The 23,272-nt window shown below is 70.6% G+C and carries 21 protein-coding genes and 1 tRNA gene; 2 read left to right on the forward strand and 20 right to left on the reverse strand.

Annotated elements, in window-relative coordinates; genetic code table 11:
* Positions 1 to 9 precede the first annotated feature (9 nt).
* Complete coding sequence (locus tag ACT7CP_RS10335; RefSeq protein ID WP_445442148.1) at positions 10 to 1,668, reverse strand: TIGR04028 family ABC transporter substrate-binding protein; 1,659 nt, start codon at positions 1,666 to 1,668, stop codon at positions 10 to 12.
* Between the two features lie 241 nt (positions 1,669 to 1,909).
* Here ACT7CP_RS10335 and ACT7CP_RS10340 point away from each other — a divergent pair, with 241 nt between their 5' ends.
* The gene (locus tag ACT7CP_RS10340; protein ID WP_445442149.1) at positions 1,910 to 2,404 is read left to right on the forward strand and encodes a GNAT family N-acetyltransferase; all 495 of its coding nucleotides are present in this window, start codon (positions 1,910 to 1,912) and stop codon (positions 2,402 to 2,404) included.
* Positions 2,405 to 2,443: 39 nt separating this feature from the next.
* Here ACT7CP_RS10340 and ACT7CP_RS10345 read toward each other — a convergent pair whose 3' ends face one another.
* The 5 genes from ACT7CP_RS10345 to ACT7CP_RS10365 all read right to left on the reverse strand — a co-directional run bounded on the left by ACT7CP_RS10345 (position 2,444) and on the right by ACT7CP_RS10365 (position 7,661).
* Complete coding sequence (locus tag ACT7CP_RS10345; protein WP_445442150.1) at positions 2,444 to 3,772, reverse strand: PASTA domain-containing protein; 1,329 nt, start codon at positions 3,770 to 3,772, stop codon at positions 2,444 to 2,446.
* Between the two features lie 309 nt (positions 3,773 to 4,081).
* The gene (locus ACT7CP_RS10350) at positions 4,082 to 5,497 is read right to left on the reverse strand and encodes a hypothetical protein (protein WP_445442151.1); all 1,416 of its coding nucleotides are present in this window, start codon (positions 5,495 to 5,497) and stop codon (positions 4,082 to 4,084) included.
* 162 nt (positions 5,498 to 5,659) lie between these two features.
* Positions 5,660 to 6,712 (reverse strand): DUF4917 family protein, encoded by a 1,053-nt coding sequence (locus ACT7CP_RS10355; protein ID WP_445442152.1) that lies wholly within the window; start codon positions 6,710 to 6,712, stop codon positions 5,660 to 5,662.
* Between the two features lie 255 nt (positions 6,713 to 6,967).
* Positions 6,968 to 7,041, reverse strand: a tRNA-Pro gene (locus ACT7CP_RS10360).
* A gap of 83 nt (positions 7,042 to 7,124) precedes the next feature.
* On the reverse strand, positions 7,125 to 7,661 hold the full coding sequence (locus tag ACT7CP_RS10365; RefSeq protein WP_445442153.1) for a hypothetical protein: 537 nt from the start codon (positions 7,659 to 7,661) through the stop codon (positions 7,125 to 7,127).
* Positions 7,662 to 7,956: 295 nt separating this feature from the next.
* Here ACT7CP_RS10365 and ACT7CP_RS10370 point away from each other — a divergent pair, with 295 nt between their 5' ends.
* The gene (locus ACT7CP_RS10370) at positions 7,957 to 9,273 is read left to right on the forward strand and encodes an acyl-CoA dehydrogenase family protein (RefSeq protein WP_445442154.1); all 1,317 of its coding nucleotides are present in this window, start codon (positions 7,957 to 7,959) and stop codon (positions 9,271 to 9,273) included.
* Positions 9,274 to 9,364: 91 nt separating this feature from the next.
* Here ACT7CP_RS10370 and der read toward each other — a convergent pair whose 3' ends face one another.
* From der to ACT7CP_RS10440, 14 genes are all read right to left on the reverse strand, one after another.
* Positions 9,365 to 10,873: a ribosome biogenesis GTPase Der gene (gene der / locus ACT7CP_RS10375; protein ID WP_445442155.1), complete on the reverse strand. Its 1,509-nt coding sequence runs from the start codon at positions 10,871 to 10,873 to the stop codon at positions 9,365 to 9,367.
* 39 nt (positions 10,874 to 10,912) lie between these two features.
* Complete coding sequence (cmk, locus tag ACT7CP_RS10380) at positions 10,913 to 11,686, reverse strand: (d)CMP kinase (RefSeq protein ID WP_445442156.1); 774 nt, start codon at positions 11,684 to 11,686, stop codon at positions 10,913 to 10,915.
* The gene (locus ACT7CP_RS10385) at positions 11,683 to 12,801 is read right to left on the reverse strand and encodes a prephenate dehydrogenase (protein WP_445442157.1); all 1,119 of its coding nucleotides are present in this window, start codon (positions 12,799 to 12,801) and stop codon (positions 11,683 to 11,685) included. Before ACT7CP_RS10385 ends, cmk begins: the two co-directional genes overlap by 4 nt.
* Positions 12,798 to 13,658 (reverse strand): pseudouridine synthase, encoded by an 861-nt coding sequence (locus ACT7CP_RS10390; RefSeq protein WP_445442158.1) that lies wholly within the window; start codon positions 13,656 to 13,658, stop codon positions 12,798 to 12,800. The genes ACT7CP_RS10385 and ACT7CP_RS10390 overlap by 4 nt, the downstream gene beginning before the upstream one ends.
* On the reverse strand, positions 13,642 to 14,280 hold the full coding sequence (gene scpB, locus ACT7CP_RS10395; RefSeq protein WP_445442159.1) for an SMC-Scp complex subunit ScpB: 639 nt from the start codon (positions 14,278 to 14,280) through the stop codon (positions 13,642 to 13,644). The genes ACT7CP_RS10390 and scpB overlap by 17 nt, the downstream gene beginning before the upstream one ends.
* Positions 14,270 to 15,124 carry a segregation and condensation protein A gene (locus ACT7CP_RS10400; protein WP_445442160.1) on the reverse strand — a complete coding sequence of 285 codons (855 nt, stop codon included), beginning with the start codon at positions 15,122 to 15,124 and terminating at the stop codon, positions 14,270 to 14,272. The genes scpB and ACT7CP_RS10400 overlap by 11 nt, the downstream gene beginning before the upstream one ends.
* Entirely contained in the window at positions 15,108 to 15,956 is an 849-nt protein-coding gene (locus ACT7CP_RS10405; RefSeq protein WP_445443980.1) for a ParA family protein, read from the reverse strand. Before ACT7CP_RS10405 ends, ACT7CP_RS10400 begins: the two co-directional genes overlap by 17 nt.
* Before the next feature lie 105 nt (positions 15,957 to 16,061).
* Positions 16,062 to 17,066 carry a site-specific tyrosine recombinase XerD gene (gene xerD / locus ACT7CP_RS10410; RefSeq protein ID WP_445442161.1) on the reverse strand — a complete coding sequence of 335 codons (1,005 nt, stop codon included), beginning with the start codon at positions 17,064 to 17,066 and terminating at the stop codon, positions 16,062 to 16,064.
* A complete protein-coding gene (locus ACT7CP_RS10415) occupies positions 17,063 to 17,734 on the reverse strand; it encodes an NUDIX domain-containing protein (protein WP_445442162.1) in 672 nt (223 codons plus the stop codon). The genes xerD and ACT7CP_RS10415 overlap by 4 nt, the downstream gene beginning before the upstream one ends.
* Positions 17,731 to 19,473 (reverse strand): CTP synthase, encoded by a 1,743-nt coding sequence (locus ACT7CP_RS10420; RefSeq protein WP_445442163.1) that lies wholly within the window; start codon positions 19,471 to 19,473, stop codon positions 17,731 to 17,733. The genes ACT7CP_RS10415 and ACT7CP_RS10420 overlap by 4 nt, the downstream gene beginning before the upstream one ends.
* 104 nt (positions 19,474 to 19,577) lie before the next feature.
* Positions 19,578 to 21,293, reverse strand: a complete 1,716-nt coding sequence (recN, locus tag ACT7CP_RS10425; protein ID WP_445442164.1) for a DNA repair protein RecN — start codon at positions 21,291 to 21,293, stop codon at positions 19,578 to 19,580.
* The gene (locus ACT7CP_RS10430) at positions 21,286 to 22,245 is read right to left on the reverse strand and encodes an NAD kinase (RefSeq protein WP_307500738.1); all 960 of its coding nucleotides are present in this window, start codon (positions 22,243 to 22,245) and stop codon (positions 21,286 to 21,288) included. Before ACT7CP_RS10430 ends, recN begins: the two co-directional genes overlap by 8 nt.
* A complete protein-coding gene (locus ACT7CP_RS10435) occupies positions 22,209 to 23,066 on the reverse strand; it encodes a TlyA family RNA methyltransferase (protein ID WP_445442165.1) in 858 nt (285 codons plus the stop codon). Before ACT7CP_RS10435 ends, ACT7CP_RS10430 begins: the two co-directional genes overlap by 37 nt.
* Positions 23,059 to 23,265 carry a hypothetical protein gene (locus tag ACT7CP_RS10440; protein WP_445442166.1) on the reverse strand — a complete coding sequence of 69 codons (207 nt, stop codon included), beginning with the start codon at positions 23,263 to 23,265 and terminating at the stop codon, positions 23,059 to 23,061. Before ACT7CP_RS10440 ends, ACT7CP_RS10435 begins: the two co-directional genes overlap by 8 nt.
* Between the last annotated feature and the right edge of the window lie 7 nt (positions 23,266 to 23,272).

Below are 23,272 nucleotides of genomic sequence, written 5' to 3' on the forward strand. Positions count from 1 at the left end.
GCCGACGCATCAGCGGTTCAGCCAGACGCCCGAGAAGGTGGGACGGCCGACCGACTCGGTGGCGAAGCCCTGCACGTCGCCGCGGAGGCCGTAGACCTGCGGCTCCTCGAAGAGCGGGAGCACGTAGGCCTGGTCGGCGATGTGCTGCTGCGCGGCGGCGGACGCGGCCTGGCGGCCCTCCGTCGTGGGCTCCGAGGCGATCGCCGTGAGGAGCGCGTCGAGCTCCGGGTCGGCGATGCTGCCGTCGGACGGGTCCCGGTTCAGCAGCACGTTCCGGTTGGTCGAGAAGTACTGCGACTTGAGCACGTCGTAGTCGGCGCGGCCGACCATCGAGTGGTAGACCTCGAGCGCGTCCGGGTCCTGCGAGGCCTTCGTCTGCGCGGCCTGGTCGCCCGAGAACAGCTCGACCTTCACGCCGAGCTCCGCGAGCTGCGACTGGATGAGCGTCACGACCTCCTTGGAGCGCGGCTGCGGGAGCGCCTCGTTGAACACGAGCTCCAGGTCCTGCCCGTCCTTCTGTCGGACGCCACCGGATCCGAGGATCCAGCCGGCCTCGTCGAGGAGGGCGGCCGCCTTGTCGGCGTCGTGCTCGTAGGAGGCGGAGGTGTCGACGTAGCCGAGCGCGCTCTTCGCGAGCACGCCGGTCGCGAGCGGGTAGCTGTCGCTGAAGAGGGTGTCGAGGATCGCCTGGCGGTCGACGCCCGCGATGATCGCCTGCCGCACCCGCACGTCCTCGAGCTGCGGGGTGCGGAAGCGGAGGTTGAGGCCGTTGTCGACGCCATTGGTCGCCGCGGCGACGAGCTGCAGGTCCCCGGTGCGGAACTGCGCCTCGTCCGGCGCCTCGATCTGCCGGGCGACGTCGGCCTGGCCCGAGACGACCGTGCCGACGCGCACGCTGTCCTCGGCGGTGACGATGAGGTCGACCCCGTCGACGAGCGCGCGGCCCTGCTGCTCGGCCTCGGGCGGCGCCCAGTCGTAGTCCTCGCGGGCGGTGAGGGAGATCTGCGTGCCGACGGCCTCGTCGCCGACCACGAACGGGCCGCTGCCGATGACCGTCTTCGCCTGGCCGGGCCCGAAGCCGTCGTCCGCCTTCGCGAGCGTGGAGTCCGAGACGAGACCCGAGTTGATGGTCGAGGTCGCCTGCGCGAACCCGGGCGCCGGGGCGGTGAAGTGGAACCTGACGGTGTCCGCGTCGACGACCTCGCCGCGGTCGTAGTTGTTGATCGCCTCGCTGACGGTCAGGGCGCGCGCGGTGTCGCCCTTGCCGTAGAGGTCGAAGTTGGCGACCACGTTCTCCGCGGTCAGCGGGGTGCCGTCGGAGTAGGTGACGTCGTCGCGGATGTCGAAGGTGTACTCGGTCGCGTCGGCGTTGACCTCGGGCAGCGCGGTGGCGATCCACGGCTGCAGCTCGAGCGTCTCCGGGTCCTGCCAGAGCAGGCGGTCGGTGATGTTGTTGACCACCGCGCCGTTCGGGTAGAAGCCCGCGGCCGGCGGGTACAGCGTCGTCCAGGTCTGCGGCTCGAGGTAGGTGAGCGTGCCGCCGGGCTTCGGCTCGCCGCTCGCGGCTTGATCCGCCCCTCCCCCGCCACCGGCCGAGCAGCCGGCCAGCAGACCGGTCGCCGCGACGAAGGCGGTGAGGGCGATGGCGGTGCGCGGTGGACGAGGCATGGTTCTGCTCCTGCGTGTCTGTGGTGCGGGTGGGATGACGCCACTCCAACACGCATGCAGGGTTTTCGCAGCAGGCGTCATCACACGGCGTAACGGGGTGAAACGCGGCGTCATGGGGGGAATGGATCCGGCGGGCGCGCCGTTCGCCGGCTTGCGTGAGGGCTCGCCGCTTGTGCCTGCGTGGCCGCCTCCGCCGCTCGTGCCTGCGTGGCCGGGCGCCGCCCCCGCCTAGGATCTCGGGATGACCGCGCCGCCGACCGTCCGCCCCGCCGCCCCCGATGACGCGGACGGGATCGCCGAGGTCCACATCCGCACCTGGCGCGAGACCTACGCGCACCTGCTCCCGGCGTCGTACCTCGACGGACTCGACGTCACCACGCGCGCCGAGGACTGGCGCCGGACGCTCACCGAGGGTTCCGCCGAGACGCCGCCCTTCGTCGCCCTCGACGGCGACCGCGTCGTCGGCTTCGCGCTCACGGGGCCGGCGCGAGACGCGGATCCGCCGCGCCCGTTCCAGCTCTACGCGATCAACGTGGTCGCCTCCGCCCATGGCACCGGCGCGGGCCAGGTCCTGCTGGACGCGGCCGTGGGCGATGTCCCCGCCTACCTCTGGGCCGCCGACGACAACCCGCGCGCGGAGTCCTTCTACCGCCGCAACGGCTTCGCCCGCGACGGCGCCGTGGAGCGGCAGACGTTCCAGGGCGCGGAGATGGTCACGGTGCGCATGGTGCGGTGAGGATGGCCGGGCCGACGCCGTCGGCCGCCCTGCTACTGCTCACATCGTGTTCCAGTGGTACTTCCCGTTGGCGTCGGGACCCTTGCCGCCGCACTGGTAGCTGCGGCCGTTGGCCGCCTGCGCCACGACGCCAACCTGCGAGCAGAATCCACCGGGGTTGATGCCGCCGGTCTGCGGGGCCGGAGCGGGCGCGGGTGCCGGCGGCGCAGGAGCCGGCGCGGGCGCGACCGGGGCGGGCGCGGGCGCAGCCGGCTTCGGCGCGGGAGCCGGAGCAGCGGGTGCCGGCGCAGGAGCAGGTGCCACCGTCGGCTCGACGGTGGGCGCCGGAGCGGGCGCGAGCAGCGTGAGCGTCACGGTGGATCCGGCGTCGACGCGCGACCCCGGGGTCGGGCTCTGCGACTTGACGGTCATGCCGTCGGTCGCGCTCGTCTTCTCCCCCGACTCGAGCACGTACTGGACGAGGTAGCCGGCCTCACGGAGCAGCGTGCGCGCATCGGTGGCGGACTTGGTGCTGACGTCCTCCACGACGTGGACCACGGGGGTCGGCGTGGCGGACGGCGTCGGCGTGGCGCTGGGCGTCGGCGACGAGCTCGCGCTGATCGCGTCCGCCGTACGCAGGCCGGGTGCCGAGGCGGCGACAGGGACGGCGGCGCCGATGATCAGGAGCAGGATCGCCCCGGCGGCGGTCACGCTGTTGCGGGGCCGGGAGGCGAGCGCCGGCACCCAGCTGCGTCGGCCGGTGAAGAGCGGGTACAGCGCGGTCACGAGGGCGACCAGCCCGACGGAGACGAACATGCCCCCGAAGCCGCCGAGCGCGGTGGTGATCAGCACCGCCAGCGCGACGGCCGCCGCGATGACCCACGACGTCGCCGGGTGCCGGCTCGGGCGCGTGTCCGTGAGCACCGCGGTCGGAGCCGCGGGAGCGAAGGCCGCTGCGGGCACGACGGGAGCCTCGATGGCGCGCTGTGCTGGAGGAGCGGGCGCCACGACCGCCGTGGCAGCCGCGCGCTCCGCCTTCAGCCGCGCCGCCTCGACGCGCTCCGCGGCCTTGACCTGCCTGGCCGCTTCGCGCTGGGCGGCCTTCTCAGCCCGCTGCTGCTCCACCTCGGCGACGCGAGCGGCCTGCACACGCGACACCTCGGCGGCACGCTCGGCCTGTGCCCGGGCAGTCTCGGCGGCACGAGCCGCACCAGCATGCGCGACCTCCGCGGCGGCCAGCGGTGCCGCGTTCGCGGCTGGTGCCTGCGGGGCAGCAGGCTGGACCATCGGCGCGACGTACTGTGTCCACGCGGCGCCGTCCCAGTACCGGAGCTGACCGGATCCGTCGGGGAACCAGCCGGCGGGTGCGGAGGACGGGACGTCGGGCATGGTGCTCCTCGGGTGCGTGCCGCGACGAGGGGGTAGGCGGCGATGGATCCGTCGAATGTCGACGCCTGAGGCTATGACCGCGCTCTCCCGGCGGGAAGCCCTCACACGGGGGTGAAAGCGCCGCACTACTGCGATCCGCGGCCGAATGGACGCGCCGCGCCGCGCCGGCAGCGGACCGAGGAGGCTGCCGGCGCTCAGCCCTTCCGCTTTTCGAAGGGGCGCACAGCGCTGTGATTAAACTCACCGCTCAAAATTGGTCGTGACTAACGAATATAGACACGGCGAGTATCCCTTTAGGATAGAATTACATTATTGGGCCTTTTGATCCGCCAGACCCAAGACACGCCGCGCAAATACCGTGACATCTTTCACGCCCGCTACGGGTATGTTCATTTCACCGGCGTAGACCTCGTCATGGCCGCGGGCCGTGAGCTGCCACTCTCCATGAACAGTAAGCAATTTCGCGTCGGCAACAAGCAGCACGAGTTCCTGATCCTCGGATTCATAAACCCCTAGGGGACGGAGGTCGCCTACGTTTAGGTCGAAAGAGACAGATCCGCCGTTTTTAAAGCTCACAGAAGGTGGCACGTACGAGTTGCGCACGGCCGGCGCGACTGACTGAAATCGGCTATAGTCCGTAACGGCCATCCTGGGCTGACGAGGTCCCCATTTGCGCGGCGGCGGAGGTAACTCAAGCCCCGAAAAGTCATTAATCCATTCGGCGTCAACGTATTCGAGAGCCGAAACATCGCCTTCCAAGTGCAACTTCAATTCGACGTCATGGAAAAATGTCGTTGTGCGGTTAGTGAGCCTCACAAACACGGGAGCGAGCTGGCTTGCAATTATGTTTACCTTGGCCTTCGCCCAAGACACCCGAAAACGCGCTTCCCACTGGACAATAGCGGATCGATACTCGTCCTCAGTTCGGTCCTCAGGAACAGTCAACGAATTTATAATCGCCGAAGTACTCTCCCGGGCCGCAGCATACGCAGCGGCAAAGCCGCTCAGACTCGACCCACTCTCTTTCAGGCTCGACGACCTGGGCAACTCCTCCGACGGAAGCGCCGCCAGGAGTCCTTTCCGCTTTGCTGTCAAGTACTCTTCAACGGTAGATTCATCGCTGTAAAAGCATGATGATATGTCACCCAACACTTCAACTGCAAAATCGACCTTAGCCTTCAATGGGGCAAAACCACGCCCAATTAACTGATCCATTTCGTCGGCATTTGCCTCACGCGTCTCACCTTCGGCGCGAACATAGATTCTTCCACCGGCAAGGGAGTCGCCGCTTGTTCTGCAGGGAAAGGGCCTTTGCCCTGGCAGGGGGGGATCAACAAGAACAATGAGAACTTGATTGGTAGTGCCTTCTAAAGGTACCCAAAGCACGTCCCAACGGGGACCAGCGGCTCCCACGTACTGTTGAACAATTTTTGCGATCTCCATCATTTCGACCGGAGGAATCCCAATGATCGCACCGCGAGAAACGCCAACAATCATAACGCCGTAGCCTTCGAAAGCGGTCGCTGCCACGTCTGGCATACGATTGGCCGCCCCTAGAACGAACTTGGCGATTTTCTCTTTGTCCCTCTTAGACCCTAAGTCGAGGGTGCTTTTTAATTCGAGGTAGTGACGCTCCGCCATGTCTCCGATCTCAGAAACCTCTAAGATGAGGCGTTGCGCACCAAGAATGCCCCTTGGGGCCCGTGCCGTGTCGAGCTCGTTCATTCATTCGCCTTCTGGCCCATTATCAATCACAAAGGAGTAGGTTCGGAAACGCTCTCGTAAGTCGTGTCGCTTTCGACTGCGTGCTGCACGTTGTATGTTCCTTGCATGAAGCCCGCATATACCTCACGGCGCCTAGTACGCAATTTAATATCGCCATATTGACTAACTTGACCATATACGCACGCTGGCGGCATCGAAAAATTGAACATCAAGCGGGCGTGTCGCCCGCTTGATCAACCTTCGGGCAGATATGTCCGCCGCACGACGGCGAATTTCGGAGTTAGCCGGCGAATCCGGGTCTCCATAAAGAGATATCGCCAAGCGGCTGATTTTTGAATGAATGATAGCCTCGAATATGTGGTCATCATTGCTGTCTAGCGAGTGGCCGTACAGCACCATGCCATTGCCGCGCCCAGACAGACTTCGAAGCGCCTTACCCAGGTATGCGCTCGAGTTGATTCGGGCAAGCTTATCGCGTGATTGACCTTCTGCAACGTATAACGGATATCTTAGCAGTGCCAGTTGATGTCGGACCTGATCAATTAGCGCCTCACTCGTACGAACGTATGTGATTTTTCGAAGTCCGTCTGCGCCGATGTATAAATGCAGGGCGCCGTGCAGGTAATGCACGTTTTGAGTCACCGCGTCGTAAATATTCCATAAAACTGTTTCGTCCCCCGCGACTCCGCTATCACGGAAACCGTCGTCGGCTCTTCGTGCCGCGCCGTCAATATCCTGCATCAGCGCCCAATAAAGCAACAGATCATAACTCACAGTATATATATTTGCGAACCGATCCAAGAACGACCGCACCGCAACATAAGACAATTCGGAGATTTCATATGGCCGATCCGGATGCAAGCCCGCAATTGACTGAGCAAGAGCCTCCCGAACGCCGGCGATAGCTTCTTCAAGTTCCTCTATAAGCGATGCGTGCAATACGGCATCTAGCGTCCGTAGTGTACTGACGGTATCTTGTAGCTGCCGCATGAGAGACTCAAAATCGGGCGATCCGCTCGCAGCCATAACCCGAAGCGCGAATGACGGCAAAAGATTGCGATCTTGTGCAAGTGTCGCTAAGGCCCCATAGCTAAAGCGCTCAGAATCATATGCCATGCTGAAGCCATTTCCGAGTAGTAAAGCAACCTTGCTTTCATCCCCTTGGCTTACCCAGCCCATGGCTTGCTCAAAAGATTGCACTCGCGAATCGGGCATACGAAGGTCAACTCCCAAGAACTATAGGTTCTCGATAGTGGCTGAAGAACTCGCATGAGACCAGCCCCATTTAGGGGGCCAGCTGGAGAATGCCTATAAACCATAGATTCTTTGCGCTTACGGCACCCGCCAAAACGTTGCTCCGAAAACTCGTCGCGAGCTTATACACGCGCACGACCGTTATCCGGTCTTGCACGGACCCGTATACGACGAATGCCCCGGCCGAACCCATTGGGTCCTTCCGAGGCATGTCCGTCGGGCTGACAGGATTTGAACCTGCGACCCCTTGACCCCCAGTCAAGTGCGCTACCAAGCTGCGCCACAGCCCGCTACCCATCGCTGGGCAACTCGTAGAGCCTACCGCATCAGCGGGACTGCTCCGGCACGCGCCAGCCGCGAGAGCAGCACCGGATCAGGCAGCCGCGCCGCCCGACGGCCGGGCCGACGACGAGCCGGACGCCGCGCGCCCCACCCGACCCGGCTTCGGGAATGCGTCCCGCATGTGGTCGCCCCGCAGGATGTCCCCCACCCCGATGAGCAGCAGCGAGAACACGATCTGCTCCACGACCATCCAGAGCGGGTAGAGGCCCGGGATCGCGGCGATCACGAGGGTCACGACCGGGAAGACCTGGCTGAAGAGCCGCAGGCGCGAGTACGCCCACCAGTAGCCGGCCGAGGCGCGCCAGGCGAAGTAGTAGAGCGTGACGGTCATCGCGAGCACCACGAAGGAGCGGAACCAGACGGCCGGCGCGACGTCCACGCCGTCGGCCGCGAGCGTCAGGGCGATCGCCACGGCCGTCGCGCCCACGAGGGTCTCCGCGACCAGGATCCACCGGATCCAGCGGAACGCCCGCGCCGTCCACGGGTGGTCGCGCATGTCCTCGGCGATCACGTGGCCCGCCTGGCGACCCGCGGCGATGCGGTCGAGACGGCTGAGCAGCTGGTCCACCGGTGCGATCCTCCACGGTCTCGTGAGCGGGCGTCGGATGCGCCCGGATCAGGGTACGACGCGACGCCGCGCGCCGGCCGCGAACGCACAGGCGCGCGGGATCGGGACACGTCGGCGCCCCTCGCCGGCCCGGTCGCGCGCGACCCCGGATCCCCGCGTGACGGCCCATGACGCCCCGCGTCGTCACGCGGGGCAACCCGCCGTCACACCCCTCGCGGCCCCGGACGACCCGCCCCTACCGTGGCCCCACCGCGAGGCGCGGCACCGGTCGCGCCCCTTCACGAGAGGACAGGACATGACCCTGATCGACCGCGACGACCGTGCCGCATCCGCGACCGCGAGCAGCACGAGCACCCGCACCCCGACCCGCCCCCGCCCCGCACCCCTCGGCGACGCCCCCGTCGACCGCTGGAAGGGCGCCCCGCGCCCCACCACCCCCGCCGGATGGATCGCCCGCGCCCGCGAGGTCGCCGACATCCTCGCCGTCGACCAGGTCGAGCGCGACCGCGCCGGCGCCAGCCCGCACCAGGAGGTCGCGCTCCTCAAGCACGCCGGCCTCGTCACGCTGCTCGGCCCCGCGGAGCACGGCGGCGGCGGGCAGACCTGGGACACCGCGTACAGGGTGATCCGCGCGGTCGCCCGCGGCGACGGATCCATCGGCCAGCTCCTCGGCTACCACTACCTCTGGGCGTGGGCCGCGCGCCTCGTCGCGACCGATGCGCAGATCGCGGCGGTCGAGAAGCTCGCCACCACCGGGAACCTCCTCTTCGGCGGTGCCGTGAACCCGCGCGACTCCGACCTCGTCATCCGCGAGGACGGCGACGAGCTCGTCTACTCCGGCCGGAAGTCGTTCTCCACGGGCGGCGTCGTCTCCGACCTCACCGTGCTCGAGGGCGTCATCGAGGGCACGGACACCCACGTGTTCGCGATCGTGCCCACGGACCAGCCGGGCATCGTCTTCGGCCACGACTGGGACAGCCTCGGGCAGCGGCTCACGGAGTCGGGCTCGGTCGAGATCCGGGACGTGCGGGTGCCGTGGTCGGACGCGGCCGGCTTCGTCGACAGGGTCTTCCAGCCGCTCACCTACGGCACCCTCAACGTGCCCGCGATCCAGCTGGTGTTCGCGAACTTCTACCAGGGGATCGCAGAGGGCGCGCTCGAGACGGCCGCCGCCTACACGCGGAGCACCACCCGGGCCTGGCCGTACGGCGGCGACGACAAGGAGCGCGCGACGGACGAGTGGTACGTGCTCGAGGGCTACGGGCAGCTGCAGTCGAAGCTCTGGGCGTCGGAGGCGCTGCTGGATGCGGTGGGCGCCGAGATCAGCGCCGTGCTGCACGCGCCGCGCGAGAAGCTCACCGAGCGGAAGCGCGGGGAGATCGCCGTGCGGGTCGCCGCGGCCAAGACGCGCATCGTCGAGGACGGGCTCGAGGTCGGCACGCGCGTGTTCGAGCTCACGGGCGCCCGGGCGTCGGCGTCGAGCGTCGGGCTCGATGTGTTCTGGCGGAACCTCCACACCCACAGCCTCCATGACCCGATCGCGTACAAGCGGCGCGAGGTCGGCCGGCACGTGCTCCTCGGCGACATCCCGGAGCCGACCTGGTACACGTGATCCGCATCCGCCCTCGACGACGGACGGCGCCGACCCCCATCGGGATCGACGCCGTCCGTCGTGCTGCGAGCGGAGAGCCCGCGGGAACGCGCTAGCGCTTCCGCTTCTCCCGCACGCGCATGTTGACGATGATCGGGCTGCCCTCGAAGCCGTAGATCTCGCGCAGGCGACGCTGGATGTAGCGGCGGTACTGCGGGTCGAGGTACCCGGTCGTGAAGAGCACGAATGTCGGCGGCCGGCTCGAGGCCTGCGTGCCGAACAGGATGCGCGGCTGCTTGCCGCCGCGCACGGGGTGCGGGTGCGCCGCGGTGAGCTCGGCGAGGAACGCGTTGAACTTGCCCGTCGCGATGCGGGTGTCCCACGACTCCAGCGCCGTCTCGAGCGCCGGCACGAGCTTCTCCATGTGGCGGCCGGTGCGCGCCGAGATGTTGACGCGCGGCGCCCACGACACGTGCGCGAGGTCGGTCTCGATCTCGCGCTCGAGGTAGCGGCGACGCTCGTCGTCGAGGAGGTCCCACTTGTTGAACGCCAGCACGAGCGCGCGGCCCGACTCGAGCACCAGCTCGATGATGCGGATGTCCTGCTCGCTGATGACCTCGGAGACGTCGATCATGACGACCGCGACCTCGGCCTTCTCCAGCGCCGCGCTCGTGCGGAGCGACGCGTAGAAGTCGGCGCCCTGGGCGAGGTGCATGCGGCGGCGGATGCCGGCGGTGTCGACGAAGCGCCACACCTTGCCGGCGATCTCGACCTGCTCGTCGACGGGATCGCGCGTGGTACCGGCGAGCTCGTTGACGACCACGCGCTCCTCGCCCGCGGCCTTGTTGAGCAGGCTCGACTTGCCGACGTTCGGGCGGCCGAGGATGGCGACGCGACGGGGACCGCCGACCTCCTCCTTGGCGACCTTGGAGACGAGAGGCAGGGTCTTCAGCACCAGGTCGAGCAGGTCCGCGACACCTCGGCCGTGCAGCGCGGAGACGGGGTGCGGCTCGCCGAGGCCGAGCGACCACAGCGAGGCGGCGTTCGGCTCCTGGCGCGCGTCGTCGACCTTGTTGGCCGCGAGGATCACCGTCTTCTTGGTCTTGCGGAGCAGGCGGACGACGTGCTCGTCCGTGCTCGTGGCGCCCACGTTCGCGTCGACGACGAAGAGCACGGCGTCGGCGAGGTCCATCGCGATCTCGGCCTGCATGGCCACGGACGCGTTGATGCCCTTCGCGTCGGGCTCCCAGCCGCCGGTGTCCACCAGGGTGAACCAGCGGCCGGCGTACTCGGCCTTGTAGGAGACGCGGTCGCGCGTGACGCCGGGGGTGTCCTCGACGACTGCCTCGCGGCGGCCGAGGATCCGGTTGATGAGCGCCGACTTGCCCACGTTCGGTCGGCCGACGACCGCCAGCACGGGGAGCGCCGGCAGGTACGTGACCTGGTCCGGGTCGTCGGTGGCGGAGTCGAGGACCTCCAGGTCCTCGTCCTCCAGCTCGTAGTCCTCGAGCCCGGCGCGGAGCGTCTGCGCGCGCTGCGCGGCCAGCTCCTCGTCGATGCTCGACAGGCGCTCGGAGAGCCCGCTGTCGAGCTCGGGGAAGTCGTCGTCGTGATCAGCCATGTTGTCCTCTGGCGTGTCGGCCCGTCACCGGGCCGCGCCTCAATCTGTTCGTGCGTGAACGAGATCGACCACCGCCTGGACGGTCTGGTCGAAGTCGATGTCCGTGGAATCGATGGTGGTCACACCATCTGCGGCGTTCATGAAATCGACGACCTGCGAGTCGGCCCGATCCCGGGAGGCGAGTGATTCGCCGACCGCGGCGGCCGACTGGTCGGTCGTCTGCGCGGAACGCCTCCTCATCCTAGCTTCCGGGGAGGCCGTCAGCAGAATGCGCACCTGCGCGTCCGGTGCGACGACGGTCGTGATGTCGCGTCCCTCGACCACGATGCCGGGCTTGTCGCTCGACGCCATGAGCGAGCGGAACAGCTCCACCATGTAGTGCCGCACCTCCGGGACGCGGGCCACGCGGCTCACGACGGCGGACACGCGGGGCGTGCGGATCGCCTCCGTGACGTCGGTGCCGCGGACGGTGACGCGCGTCTCGGACGGGTCGATCGCGATGTCGTACTCGAAGCCCTCGATGAGGCTCGTGACCGTCGCGGGGTCCTCGGTGTCGACGCCGCTCTCCAGCGCGAACCAGCTGAGCGCGCGGTACGCGGCACCCGTGTCCTGGTAGTCGAAGCCCAGGGCGCGCGCGGCGGCGCGGCTCACGCTCGACTTGCCGCTGCCGGCGGGGCCGTCGACGGCGACGACCGTGCGGTTGAGCGTGGCGTCCACCAGCAGGACGTCCTCGAGCGCGTCCGGGGCGGGGGCCTCGCTCGCCTCCGTCCCCGGCACGGTGGTGTCGTCCGCGGGCATGTCTCGTCCGGTCATCCGGCGATCCTCCAGTTCCGTTCGTCGAGCCGCGCGACCAGGCGGTCGCGGGCCTCGGGCAGCACGGCGATCTCGACGAGACCCACCTGCGCGCCCTGCGAGTGCTCGAGGCGCAGGTCCTCGATGCTGACGTCGGCGGCGCCCACGTCGGAGATCAGCGCGGCCAGCTGGCCGGGGCGGTCGTCGATCATCACGGTGATCGCGGCGAAGCGGCGGTCCTGGCCGTGCTTGCCGGGGATGCGGGCGACGCCGGCGTTGCCCGCCTGGATCCGCTCGGCCACCCGGAGCCGGGCGCCCTGCGCGTCGACGTCGTCGAGGGCGTCGATGACCTCGTCGAGGTCGGTGCGCATGGCGCGGAGGATCGGCACGATGCGGGAGGCGTTGGCGCCGAGGATCTGCACCCACAGCGACGCGTCGCTCGACGCGATGCGCGTCGTGTCGCGGAGGCCCTGCCCGGAGAGGCCGAGCGCGGTGCCGGATCCGTCGGTCAGCCGCGACGCCAGCAGGCTCGCGACGATCTGCGGCACGTGCGACACGAGCGCCACGGAGGCGTCGTGCTCCTCCGCCGTCATCTCGATGGGGACGGCGCCGAGGTCGAGGATCAGCTGCTCGACGGGCGCACCCGCGGTGTAGCTGATGCCGCCGTGCCCCGCGATGACCCAGGGCCGGCCGAGGAAGAGGTCACCCGTCGCGGAGACGGGGCCGCCGCGCTCGCGCCCGGCGAGCGGGTGCGACCCGAGGTAGCGGGAGAGGTCGGCGCCCATGGCGCGCAGCTCCTCGAGCGGCGCGGCCTTCACGCTCGCGACGTCCGTGACGAGCGCCTCCGGGTGCGCGTCGAGCTCGGCCGCGACCACGCGCGCGGTCACGTCCGGCGGCACGCAGACGACGACGAGCGACGGGCGGTCGGGTGCGGTGCCGATGTCGGCGATGCGTCCGGCCCCCATGTCGGCGGCGAGGCGGAGCGTGGTCGGCGACGCGTCGGCGAGCACCACGTCGACGCCGCGCGCGCGGAGCCCGAGGGCGATGCTCGTGCCGAGGAGCCCCGTGCCGACGATGCGGACGGTGCCCTGCACGCGCGTGTCGGTCGCCTCCGGGAAGGCGGCCTGATCGCTCACTCGCCGTCCTCGCGGTCGACGTCCCCCTGCGCCTCGGCGGCCGCGCCGGCGCCCTGCGGGTTCGCGGGTCCGGCCTGCGCGCGGGCCTCGCGGGAGATGGTGAGGAGCTGGCCGAGCTCGTCGGACGTCAGGTCGCGCACGCGGCCGACCCCGAGCGATCCGAGGTGCAGCGGCCCGAACTGGCGGCGCACGAGCTCCTCCACGGGGTGGCCGACCTCGTCGAGCATGCGGCGGACGATGCGGTTGCGGCCCGAGTGCAGCGTGATCTCCACGAGCGTCTGGTCGCCGCCGCCCGAGAGGATGCGCGCGCGATCCGCCTGGATCGGCCCGTCCTCGAGGTCGACGCCCTGCGTGAGCCGCTGGATCGTCTGGGGCGTGACCCGGCCGGTGACCTTGGCGATGTACGTCTTCAGCACCCCGAACGACGGGTGCGCGAGCACGTGCGCGAGGTCGCCGTCGTTGGTGAGGATCAGCAGGCCGCTCGTCTCCGCGTCGAGGCGGCCGACGTTGAACAGACGCTCCTCGAACTCCTCGGTGAACTCGCGGAGGTCGGGGCGGCCGCGCTCGTCGCGCAGGGAGGAGTAGATGCCGACGGGCTTGTTGAGCATCAGGTAGCGCTTCGAGGTGTCGAGCTGCACAGCCTGGTCGTCGACCGCGACCTCGTCCACGTCCGGGTCGATCCGGCGGCCGGGCTCGGTGACGACCTCGCCGTTCACGGTGACGCGACCGGCGGCGATCATGTCCTCGCAGACGCGGCGGCTGGCGACGCCCGCGGCGGCCATCACCTTCTGCAGGCGGACACCCTGCACCGGCTCATCGGGGTTCCAGGCGTGGCTGTTCTCAGTGGAGGGGGTCATGGAAGCCTTCCGCCCCGTCGGGGAGCAACGGGGAGATCGGGGGGAGCTCGTCGAGCGAGTTGATGCCGAGCTGCGTGAGCAGGTGGTCTGTCGTACCGTAATGGATCGCGCCGGTCTCGCCGTCGGTGAAGGCCTCGGTCACGAGGCCCCGCGCGAGCAGCGTCCGCACCACCGAGTCGACGTTGACGGCGCGGATCGCGGCGACCTGGCTGCGGCTGATCGGCTGCTTGTAGGCGATCACCGCGAGCGTCTCGAGGGCCGCCTGCGAGAGGCGGGTGGGGTTCTGGGTGAGCACGTGGTCGCGCACGACCACGTCGTACTCGGGCCGCACGTACACGCGCCAGCCGCCGCCGACCTCGCGCAGCTCGAAGCCGCGGCGCACTCCCCCGGTCCGGCCGTCGAAGTCGTCGACGAGGCGCTGGATGGAGCGCCGCACCTCCTTCACGGGCGTGGAGGTGGCGGTCGCGAGAGACGTGACGCTCTGCGGCTCGTCGGCGACCATGAGCAGCGCCTCGAGCGCGCGGTCGAGGTCGAGCGGGGCGTCCGGCTGGTCGTCGTCGGCGGCGGCGACCGCAGCGACGGCCTCCGCGTCCAGGCCCACGGGATCCGCCTCAGCTGTCATAGCCGGCCCCCAGGCTCGCGAGCGCGTCGTCGCTCCAGCTCTCGGCGGTCCAGGTGAGCGTGAGCTCGCCGAGCGCCTCCGGCTGGTCGAACTCGATCGCGGCGACGCGGTACAGCTCGAGCACCGCGAGGAACCGCGCGATGACGACGCCCGTGAGCCCTGCGTCCGCCACGAGCTCGCGGAACGTGACCGGCTCCCCGCTCCGCAGCCGCGCGACGACCACGGCGGCCTGCTCGCGGATGCTCACGAGCGGCGCGTGCAGGTGGTCGAGCCCCACGGTCGGGATCTCGCGCGGCGCGAGCGCGAGCAGCGCGATGGCCGCGAGGTCGGCGGGCGAGGTGGTCCAGACGAGCTCCGGCACCTGCGCGCGGAACCGCTCCTCGAGCGGCACGTCGCGGAAGGCGCGGGTCGACTCGGCGGCGATCCGCTCCTGGAACCACGCGGCCGCCTGCTTGAAGGCGCGGTACTGCAGCAGCCGGGCGAAGAGCAGATCGCGAGCCTCGAGGAGCGCGACGTCCTCGGCGTCCACCAGCTCGCCCTGCGGCAGGAGGCCGACGAGCTTGAGGTCGAGCAGGGTCGCCGCCACGACGAGGAACGAGCTGGCCTCGTCGAGGTCGTCCGGCCCGTCGAGCCCGCGGATGTGCGCGATGAACTCGTGGGTCACGAGGCTGAGGCTGACCTCCGTGATGTCCATCTCGTGGCTGCCGATGAGCGAGAGCAGCAGGTCGAACGGGCCCTCGAAGTTGCCGATGCTGACGCGGAACGCGCGCTCCGGATCCGCCCCGGTCGGGGCGTCGGGGAGCTCGGGCTCCACCAGGGGCGTGCCCCTACGCGACGGCGCCACGCGCGATGAGCTCCCGCGCCACCTTGCGGTACGCGAGCGCGGCCGGGTGCTCGGGCGCGAACTGGATGATGGGCTTGCCCGCCACCGACGCATCCGGGAACTTCACGGTGCGGCCGATCACGGTCTCGAGCACGCTGTCGTCGAACGCCTCGACCACGCGCTGCAGCACCTCGCGGGAGTGCAGCGTGCGGGAGTCGTACATGGTCGCGAGGATCCCGTCGAGCGCGAGCCCCGGGTTCAGCCGGTCCTTGACCTTCTCGATGGTCTCCACGAGGAGCGCGACGCCGCGGAGCGCGAAGTACTCGCACTCGAGCGGGATCAGCACGCCGTGGCTGGCCGTGAGCGCGTTGACGGTGAGGAGGCCGAGCGACGGCTGGCAGTCGATGAGGATGACGTCGTAGTCGCCGCTCACCTTGCGCAGCACGCTCGCGAGGATCTGCTCGCGCGCCACCTCGTTGACGAGGTGCACCTCCGCCGCCGACAGGTCGATGTTGGCCGGGATGATGTCGAGGCCCTCGAAGCCCGTGGTCTGGATGGCCTCGCGCGGGTCCTTCACGGTGCCGAGCAGGAGGTCGTAGATCGTGACGGCGTCGTGCGTCTGCACGCCGAGGCCGGCGGACAGCGCGCCCTGCGGGTCGAAGTCGACGGCCAGCACGCGGCGGCCGTAGCTCGCGAGCGCGGCACCGAGGTTGATGGCGGTGGTCGTCTTGCCGACGCCGCCCTTCTGGTTGCAGAGCGAGATGATCTTGGCGGGCCCGTGCGAGCCGAGCGGCTCCGGCTCGGCGAAGTCGCGCAGCTCCCGGCCGGTGGGTCCGAGCACGGGGACGTCCATTCCCGGGAGCTCGGTCACATCTGGCTTGCGCGTCACGTGGGTCTCTTCCTGCCGCTCCTCCGGCGCGGTCCCGCCGGATCCTGCGAGTCTACCGGGGAGGCCGCGTCACGCCCGGCGGGCACGCGGATGCGCGGTCGTGTAGACGTCGCGCAGGGTGTCGACCGTCACGCGCGTGTAGATCTGCGTGGTCGCGACCGACGAGTGGCCGAGCAGCTCCTGCACCACGCGCACGTCGGCGCCGCCCGCGAGCAGGTGCGTCGCGAAGGAGTGGCGGAACGTGTGCGGCGAGATCTCCTCCGTCACGCCGGCGCGCTCGGCGGCCGCCTTGATCACGAGCCAGGCGTTCTGGCGGGACAGCGCGTGCCCCCGGAGGCCGAGGAAGAGGGCGGGCGTCGCGGTGCCGCGCGCGGCGAGGATCGGGCGGACCCGCACCAGGTACGCGTCGACGGCGCGGCGCGCGAACGACCCCACGGGCACGATCCGCTGCTTGCCGCCCTTGCCGAGGACGCGCACCAGCTCGTCGGCCGCGCCGTCCGGGCCGAGCACGTCGTCGACCGTGAGCGCGGTGATCTCGCTGACGCGCGCGCCCGTCGCGTACAGCAGCTCGAGCAGGGCCTTGTCGCGCACGCGGAGCGGGTCGTCGCCGTCGGTCGCCTCGAGGATCCGGCCCATCGTCTCGACCGACACGGCCTTCGGCAGGCGGCTCGGCAGCTTGGGCGGCCGGGCGTCGGCGGACACGTCGACCTCGACGATCCCCTCCTCCACGAGGAAGCGGTGGAACGACCGGACGCTCGACAGCATGCGCGCGAGCGACGACGCGGTGAGGCCGCCCTGCGCGGGGTCGCGGACGCGCTGCGCGAAGCCCGTGACGTGCGCGGCCGTCGCGTCGGCGGGATACGCGACGCCCTCCTCCGCGAGGTGCGCGGTGTAGCGCGCGAGGTCGCGGCGGTACGCCTGGACGGTGTTGCGCGAGAGGCCCCGCTCGACCTCGACGTGGCGGAGCCAGCGGTCGACGGCACGGCGCAGCGCGACGGGGACCTCGGGCGCAGCGGGGACCTCGGGCGCGACGTCGGGCGCCGCTCCCCCGGTCCCCTCGGCCGCGGCCGTCACGACCCCGACGCGCTCCCGCCGTCGCGGAGCTTCGGGTGCCGGGGCCACGGCGCGTCCGCGGGGCCGAGCGACGCCCAGCCGCGCGAGCGGGCGACGTGCGCCTGCAGCACCGCGATCACGGTCGACGGGTTCTGGATCCGCCGCTCGAGCACCGCGGTGACGACCTCGTCGAGGTCCACCCAGCGCTTCTCGATGTCCGCCTCCTCGTCGGTGCGCGCGAACGCCTCGGCCGTGGGGGTGAGCCCGCGGGCGAGGTACACGCGGATCGCCTCGTCGCTGCCGCCGGGCGTCGTGAGGAACTCGGCGAGCACGCTCCACTCGGCGGCCTCGAGGTCGACCTCCTCCGCGAGCTCGCGCTGCACGGCGGTCAGCGGCGGCTCGTCCGTGACGTCGAGGAGCCCCGCCGGGATCTCCCACTCGCGCGTGCGCACGGGGTGCCGGTACTGCTTGATGAGGAGCACGCGGTCCTGGTCGTCGATCGCGAGCACCGCGACGGCGCCCGTGTGGTCGACGTACTCCCGCGTGATCTCGCTGTCGCCGTAGCGGAACGTCTCGCGGCGGATGTCCCAGATCTTGCCCTCGAAGACCCGCTCGCTCGACGTGATGTCGTACGTCACCGGGTCGTCGTGGAGCCCGTCGGCCGGGGATCCCGTGGGGGCGTCGGTCACGCGACGGCCTCGGCGTCGTCCTCGGCGAACAGCGTGCTGGCCGCCTGGCGGTCGAGGGCCGCGCGGACGAGGCCGGCGAACAGCGGGTGCGCGCGGTTCGGGCGCGACCGGAGCTCCGGGTGCGCCTGCGTGCCGATGTAGAACGGGTGCACCTCGCGCGGCAGCTCCACGTACTCGACGAGCATGCCGTCGGGCGACGTGCCCGAGAACACGAGCCCCGCGTCCTGGATGCGCTCGCGGTACTGGTTGTTGACCTCGTAGCGGTGGCGGTGGCGCTCGTGCGAGACAGGCGCGCCGTAGAGCTCGGCCGCGAGGCTGCCCGGGGTGAGCGCCGCCTCGTAGACGCCGAGGCGCATGGTGCCGCCCAGGTCGCCGCCCGCGATGATGTCGACCTGCTCGGCCATCGTCGCGATGACCGGGAACTCGCTGTCCGGGTCGAACTCGGTGGAGGAGGCGCCGGCGAGGCCCGCCTCGTTGCGCGCGTACTCGATGACCATGCACTGCAGGCCGAGGCACAGGCCGAGCACGGGGATCCCGTTGTCGCGCGCGAACTTGAGCGCGCCGAGCTTCCCCTCGATGCCGCGGATGCCGAAGCCGCCCGGCACGCACAGCGCGTCGAGGTCGCCGAGCATCTTCGCGGCGCCCTCGGGCGTCTCGCACTCGTCGGACGCGACCCAGCGCAGCTTCACGCGCGTCGAGTGCGCGAACCCGCCGGCGCGCAGCGCCTCGGTGACCGAGAGGTACGCGTCGGGCAGGTCGATGTACTTGCCGACCAGGCCGACGGTGACCTCGTGCTTCGGGTCGTGCACGGCGTCCAGCAGGTCGCTCCAGCCGGACCAGTCGACGGCGTCCGCGGCGGGAAGCCCCAGGTGGTCGATGATGTAGCTGTCGAGGCCCTGGCGGTGCAGCATCTCGGGGATGTCGTAGATGCTCGGCACGTCGACCGCGTTCACGACGGCCTGCTCGTCCACGTCGCACATGAGCGCGATCTTCTTCTTGTTCGAGTCGGAGACGGGCCGGTCGCTGCGGAGCACGAGCGCGTCCGGCTGGATCCCGATCGAGCGCAGCGCCGCCACCGAGTGCTGCGTGGGCTTGGTCTTCTGCTCGCCGGACGCGCCCATGTACGGCACGAGCGAGACGTGCACGAAGAAGACGTTGTTCCGGCCGAGCTCGTGGCGCACCTGCCGCGCCGCCTCGATGAACGGCTGGCTCTCGATGTCGCCGACCGTGCCGCCGATCTCGGTGATGATCACGTCGGGCTGCGGCTCGTCGGAGGCCTGCAGGCGCATGCGGCGCTTGATCTCGTCGGTGATGTGCGGGATGACCTGCACGGTGTCGCCCAGGTACTCGCCGCGGCGCTCCTTGGCGATGACCTCGGAGTAGATCTGACCCGTGGTGACGTTGGCCGCCTGGTCGAGCTCGATGTCGAGGAAGCGCTCGTAGTGCCCGATGTCGAGGTCGGTCTCCGCGCCGTCGTCGGTCACGAAGACCTCGCCGTGCTGGAAGGGGTTCATGGTGCCCGGATCCACGTTGAGGTAGGGATCGAGCTTCTGCATGACGACGCGAACACCGCGCGCCGTGAGGAGGTTGCCCAGGCTGGCCGCCGTGAGGCCCTTGCCCAGGGAGGAGACGACGCCGCCGGTCACGAAGATGTGCCGGGTGGTCCTGCCGCCTGCCGTGCTGGTCGTGCTGGTCGTGTTGCTCGAGTCCGTGTCCGCTGCTGAGTGAATGATCGCCACGGGCTTCCATCCTACGTGGGAATCGGGGCGGTGCGACAGCCGGGCGCGCCGACGGGCCGCATGGTCCCCGGACGGATGGCCCGCGCCGGGCCCCCGGCCGCGGATCAGCGGAGCGAGGCAGCCGTCTCCACGAGCTCGCGGGCGTGCGCGAGGCCGCTCTCGCTGTCCGGCAGGCCGGAGAGCAGGCGCGCCATCTCCTGGATCCGCGCGTCGCCCTCGAGCTGCGTGACGCTGGACGCGGTGACCTGCCCGTCGCCGCCCTTGACGACCCGCAGGTGGTTCGTGGAGAACGCGGCGACCTGCGCGAGGTGCGTGACGACGATGACCTGCGCGCGCTCGGCGAGCCGCGCGAGGCGTCGCCCGATCTCGATGGCGGCCGCGCCGCCGACCCCCGCGTCGACCTCGTCGAACACGAAGGTGGGCACCGGGTCGTCGCCGGCCACCACGACCTCGATCGCGAGCATCACGCGCGACAGCTCGCCACCGGACGCGCCGCGGCCGAGCGGGCGCGCCTCGGCGCCGGCGTGCGGCCGCAGCAGGATCTCGACGCGGTCGGCCCCGGACAGCGCCGGCTCCTCGCGCGGGGACACGCGCACCTCGAGCGACGCGTCGGCCATGGCGAGCGCGCCGAGCTCCGCGGTGACGGCCTCCGCGAGGCGGGCGCCGTGCTCCGCGCGCACCGCGGTGACGCGCGCGCCCAGCTCGCCGACGAGCGCCTCGTCGCGCTCCACCTCCCCGCGCAGCAGGTCGATGCGGTCCGTGTCGCCGTCGAGCTCGAGCAGGCGCGCGCTGCCGGTGTCGAGGAACGCGAGCGCGTCCTCGACCGTGGGCCCGTGCACCCGGGTGAGGGCCGCGAGCTCGGCCCGGCGGTCCTGCAGCGACTCGAGCTCGCGGGCGCCGTCGGCGTCGAGTCCCGCGAGGTAGCCGGAGAGCTGCACCGCGATCTCCGACACGAGGATGCGCGCGGTGTCGAGCGACTCGATGATCTCGGCGAGGCCCGCATCGTGCGCCGCGACGCGGTCGAGCCGACGGTGCGCGGTGTCGAGCACGGAGGCGGCGTCGGCCATCTCGCCCGAGGCGTCCTCGGCCGACATCAGCTCGTGCGCGGCGGACGCGGCGGCGCGGAGGTCCTCCAGGTTCGTGAGGCGGTCGATGCGCTCGCGCAGCTCCTCGTCCTCGCCCGGCTGCGGGGCGACGGCCTCGATCGCGTCGATGGCCGCGCGCAGCTCCTCGGCCTCGCGCGTGCGGGCGTCCTGCTCCGTCACGAGCCGGTCGAGCTCCGCCCGGGCGGACTGCCACCGCCGGAACACCTCCTGGTACTCGCTGAGCACGGGCGCGAGCGCGGATCCGGCGAACCGGTCGAGCGCCTGGCGCTGCGCCGTGGACGACCGCAGCCGCATCTGGTCGGACTGCCCGTGCACCACGACGAGCTGCTCGCCGATCTCGGTGAGCAGCGCCGCGGGCGCACCCCGGCCCCCGACCGATGCGCGGCTGCGGCCCTCGGCCGACAGCTGGCGCGTGACGATGAGCTCGCCCCGCGTCCCGTCGCCGAACGGGTCGACGTCTCCCCCGGCGTCCCGCACGCGCTCCGGGACGGGGCCGTCGGCCGCGATGATCCAGCGCCCCTCGACCACCGCCCGCTCGCTCCCCTGCCGCACGGCCCCCGAGTCGGCGCGCGCGCCGAGCAGGAGCCCGAGCGCGGTCACGACCATGGTCTTGCCCGCGCCGGTCTCGCCGGTGACGGCCGTGAAGCCCGGGCCGAGCGGCAGCGTCGCCTGGCCGATCACCCCGAGGTCGCGGATGGTGATCTCCTCAATCACGGTCGACGGGACCTCTCCAGCCGGTGACCGGCAGCTCGAACTTGTTCACGAGGCGGTCGGTGAACGGCGACTGCTTGAGGCGCGCGAGGCGCACGGGGATGGTGGATCGCCGCGCCTCGACGCGCGCGCCGGGCGGCATGTCGCGCGTGCGGCGGCCGTCGCACCAGAGCACGCCGGAGCCCGCGGTGCGGCTCAGCACCTCGACGGCGACCGTGGACTCCGGCCCCACCACGAGCGAGCGCGCGAAGAGCGTGTGGGGGCTGAGCGGCACGACGAGCATGGCCTCGAGGCTCGGCCACACGATGGGGCCGCCGGCCGAGAACGCGTACGCCGTGGATCCGGTGGGCGTCGAGACGACCATGCCGTCGCAGCCGTAGGACGCGAGCGGACGGCCGTCGATCTCCACCACGACCTCGAGCATGCGCTCCCGGCTGGCCTTCTCCACGGTCGCCTCGTTGAGCGCCCACGTGCGGTAGACGATGTCGGCGCCGACCTTGAGCGTGACGTCGAGCGTCATCCGCTCCTCCACCGTGTAGTCGCGGTCGAGCACGCGGCGGACGGTGGCCGTCAGGTCCTCCCGCTCGCTCTCCGCGAGGAAGCCGACGTGCCCGAGGTTGACCCCGAGGAGCGGCACGGACGTGCCGCGCACGAGCTCGGCGGAGCGGAGGATGGTGCCGTCGCCGCCCAGGACGATGACGATCTCGAGGTCGGCCGTCTGCACGTCCTCGCCGAGGACCGCGACGCCGGACATCTCCGGCGCGAACGGCAGGATGTCGGCCTTCTCCTCGGCCGTGAGCACGATGCGGACATCGGCCTCCGCGAGCTGCGCGCACACGCTGAGCGCCGCGTCGATGGAGTCGCGCCGTCCCGTGTGGGACACGACCAGGATGTGCCTCGCGGGTCCAGCCACTTCGCTCACGCTCCTGTGATCTCGTTCGACGTCGATCTCCATTGTGTCGGATTGCTCCCCGCACGACCGCTGAACCAGGCGAGGTACTCGTGGTTCCCGGCGCCGCCGACGATCGGGGAGGAGACGAGGCCGGCGGTGCCGAGCCCCAGGTCCCACGCCGACCAGAGCACGCGCATCACGGCGTCGTCCCGGAGCCCGGCGTCGTGCACGATGCCCTCGCGGATGCCCGTGCGCCCCACCTCGAACTGCGGCTTGATCAGCAGCACGATGTCCGCGTCCTCGGCCGCGGTGCGCGTGACGGCCGGCAGCACGAGTCCGAGCGAGATGAAGGAGAGGTCACCGACGACGAGCCCCGGCGCCTCACCCGCGGCCCCGGGCGCGACCGCGGCCAGCGTCTCCGGCGTGAGGTCGCGCACGTTGAACCCCTCCACCACGTCGACGCGGGGATCCTCGCGGATGAGCGGATCCAGCTGGCCGTGCCCCACGTCGAGCGCGACGACGCGCCGCGCGCCCCGCTCGAGCAGGACCTGCGTGAAGCCGCCGGTCGACGCGCCGACGTCGAGCGCGAGGCGCCCCGCGACCTCGACCTCGGGGAACGCGTCGAGCGCGCCGATGAGCTTGTGGGCGCCGCGGCTCACGTACGCGTCCGTCCCCGCGACCTCGACGACGGATCCCGGCACGACGCGGAACGAGGCCTTGACGACGCCGCGCCCGTCCACCGTGACGAGCCCGTCGCCGATCAGCCGGGCGGCGTGGGTGCGCGAGCGCGCGAGGCCGAGGGCGGGCAGGGCGGCGTCCAGCCGGAGCTCGCCGCCGATCGCGTCGAACGCATCGGCGCCGGGTTCGGTCGTCGGGTCAGCCACGCGGCGTCGCCCCGTCCCCGCCCTCGAGGCGGGTCCGCAGCTCGTCGTGGAGCAGCGCGAAGGACGCGGCGCGCTCGTCGAGCGGCCGCCCCTCGATCAGCTCGAGGCGGGACACGAGCTCCTCCGCGACGTCGTGATCGTCGCCGGCGGCCCCGGCAGGATCCGGGCCGATGTCCACCTGGTCCGCGTCGTCGCTCACGCCGTCA

Source organism: Clavibacter rahimiani (genome assembly GCF_052654495.1).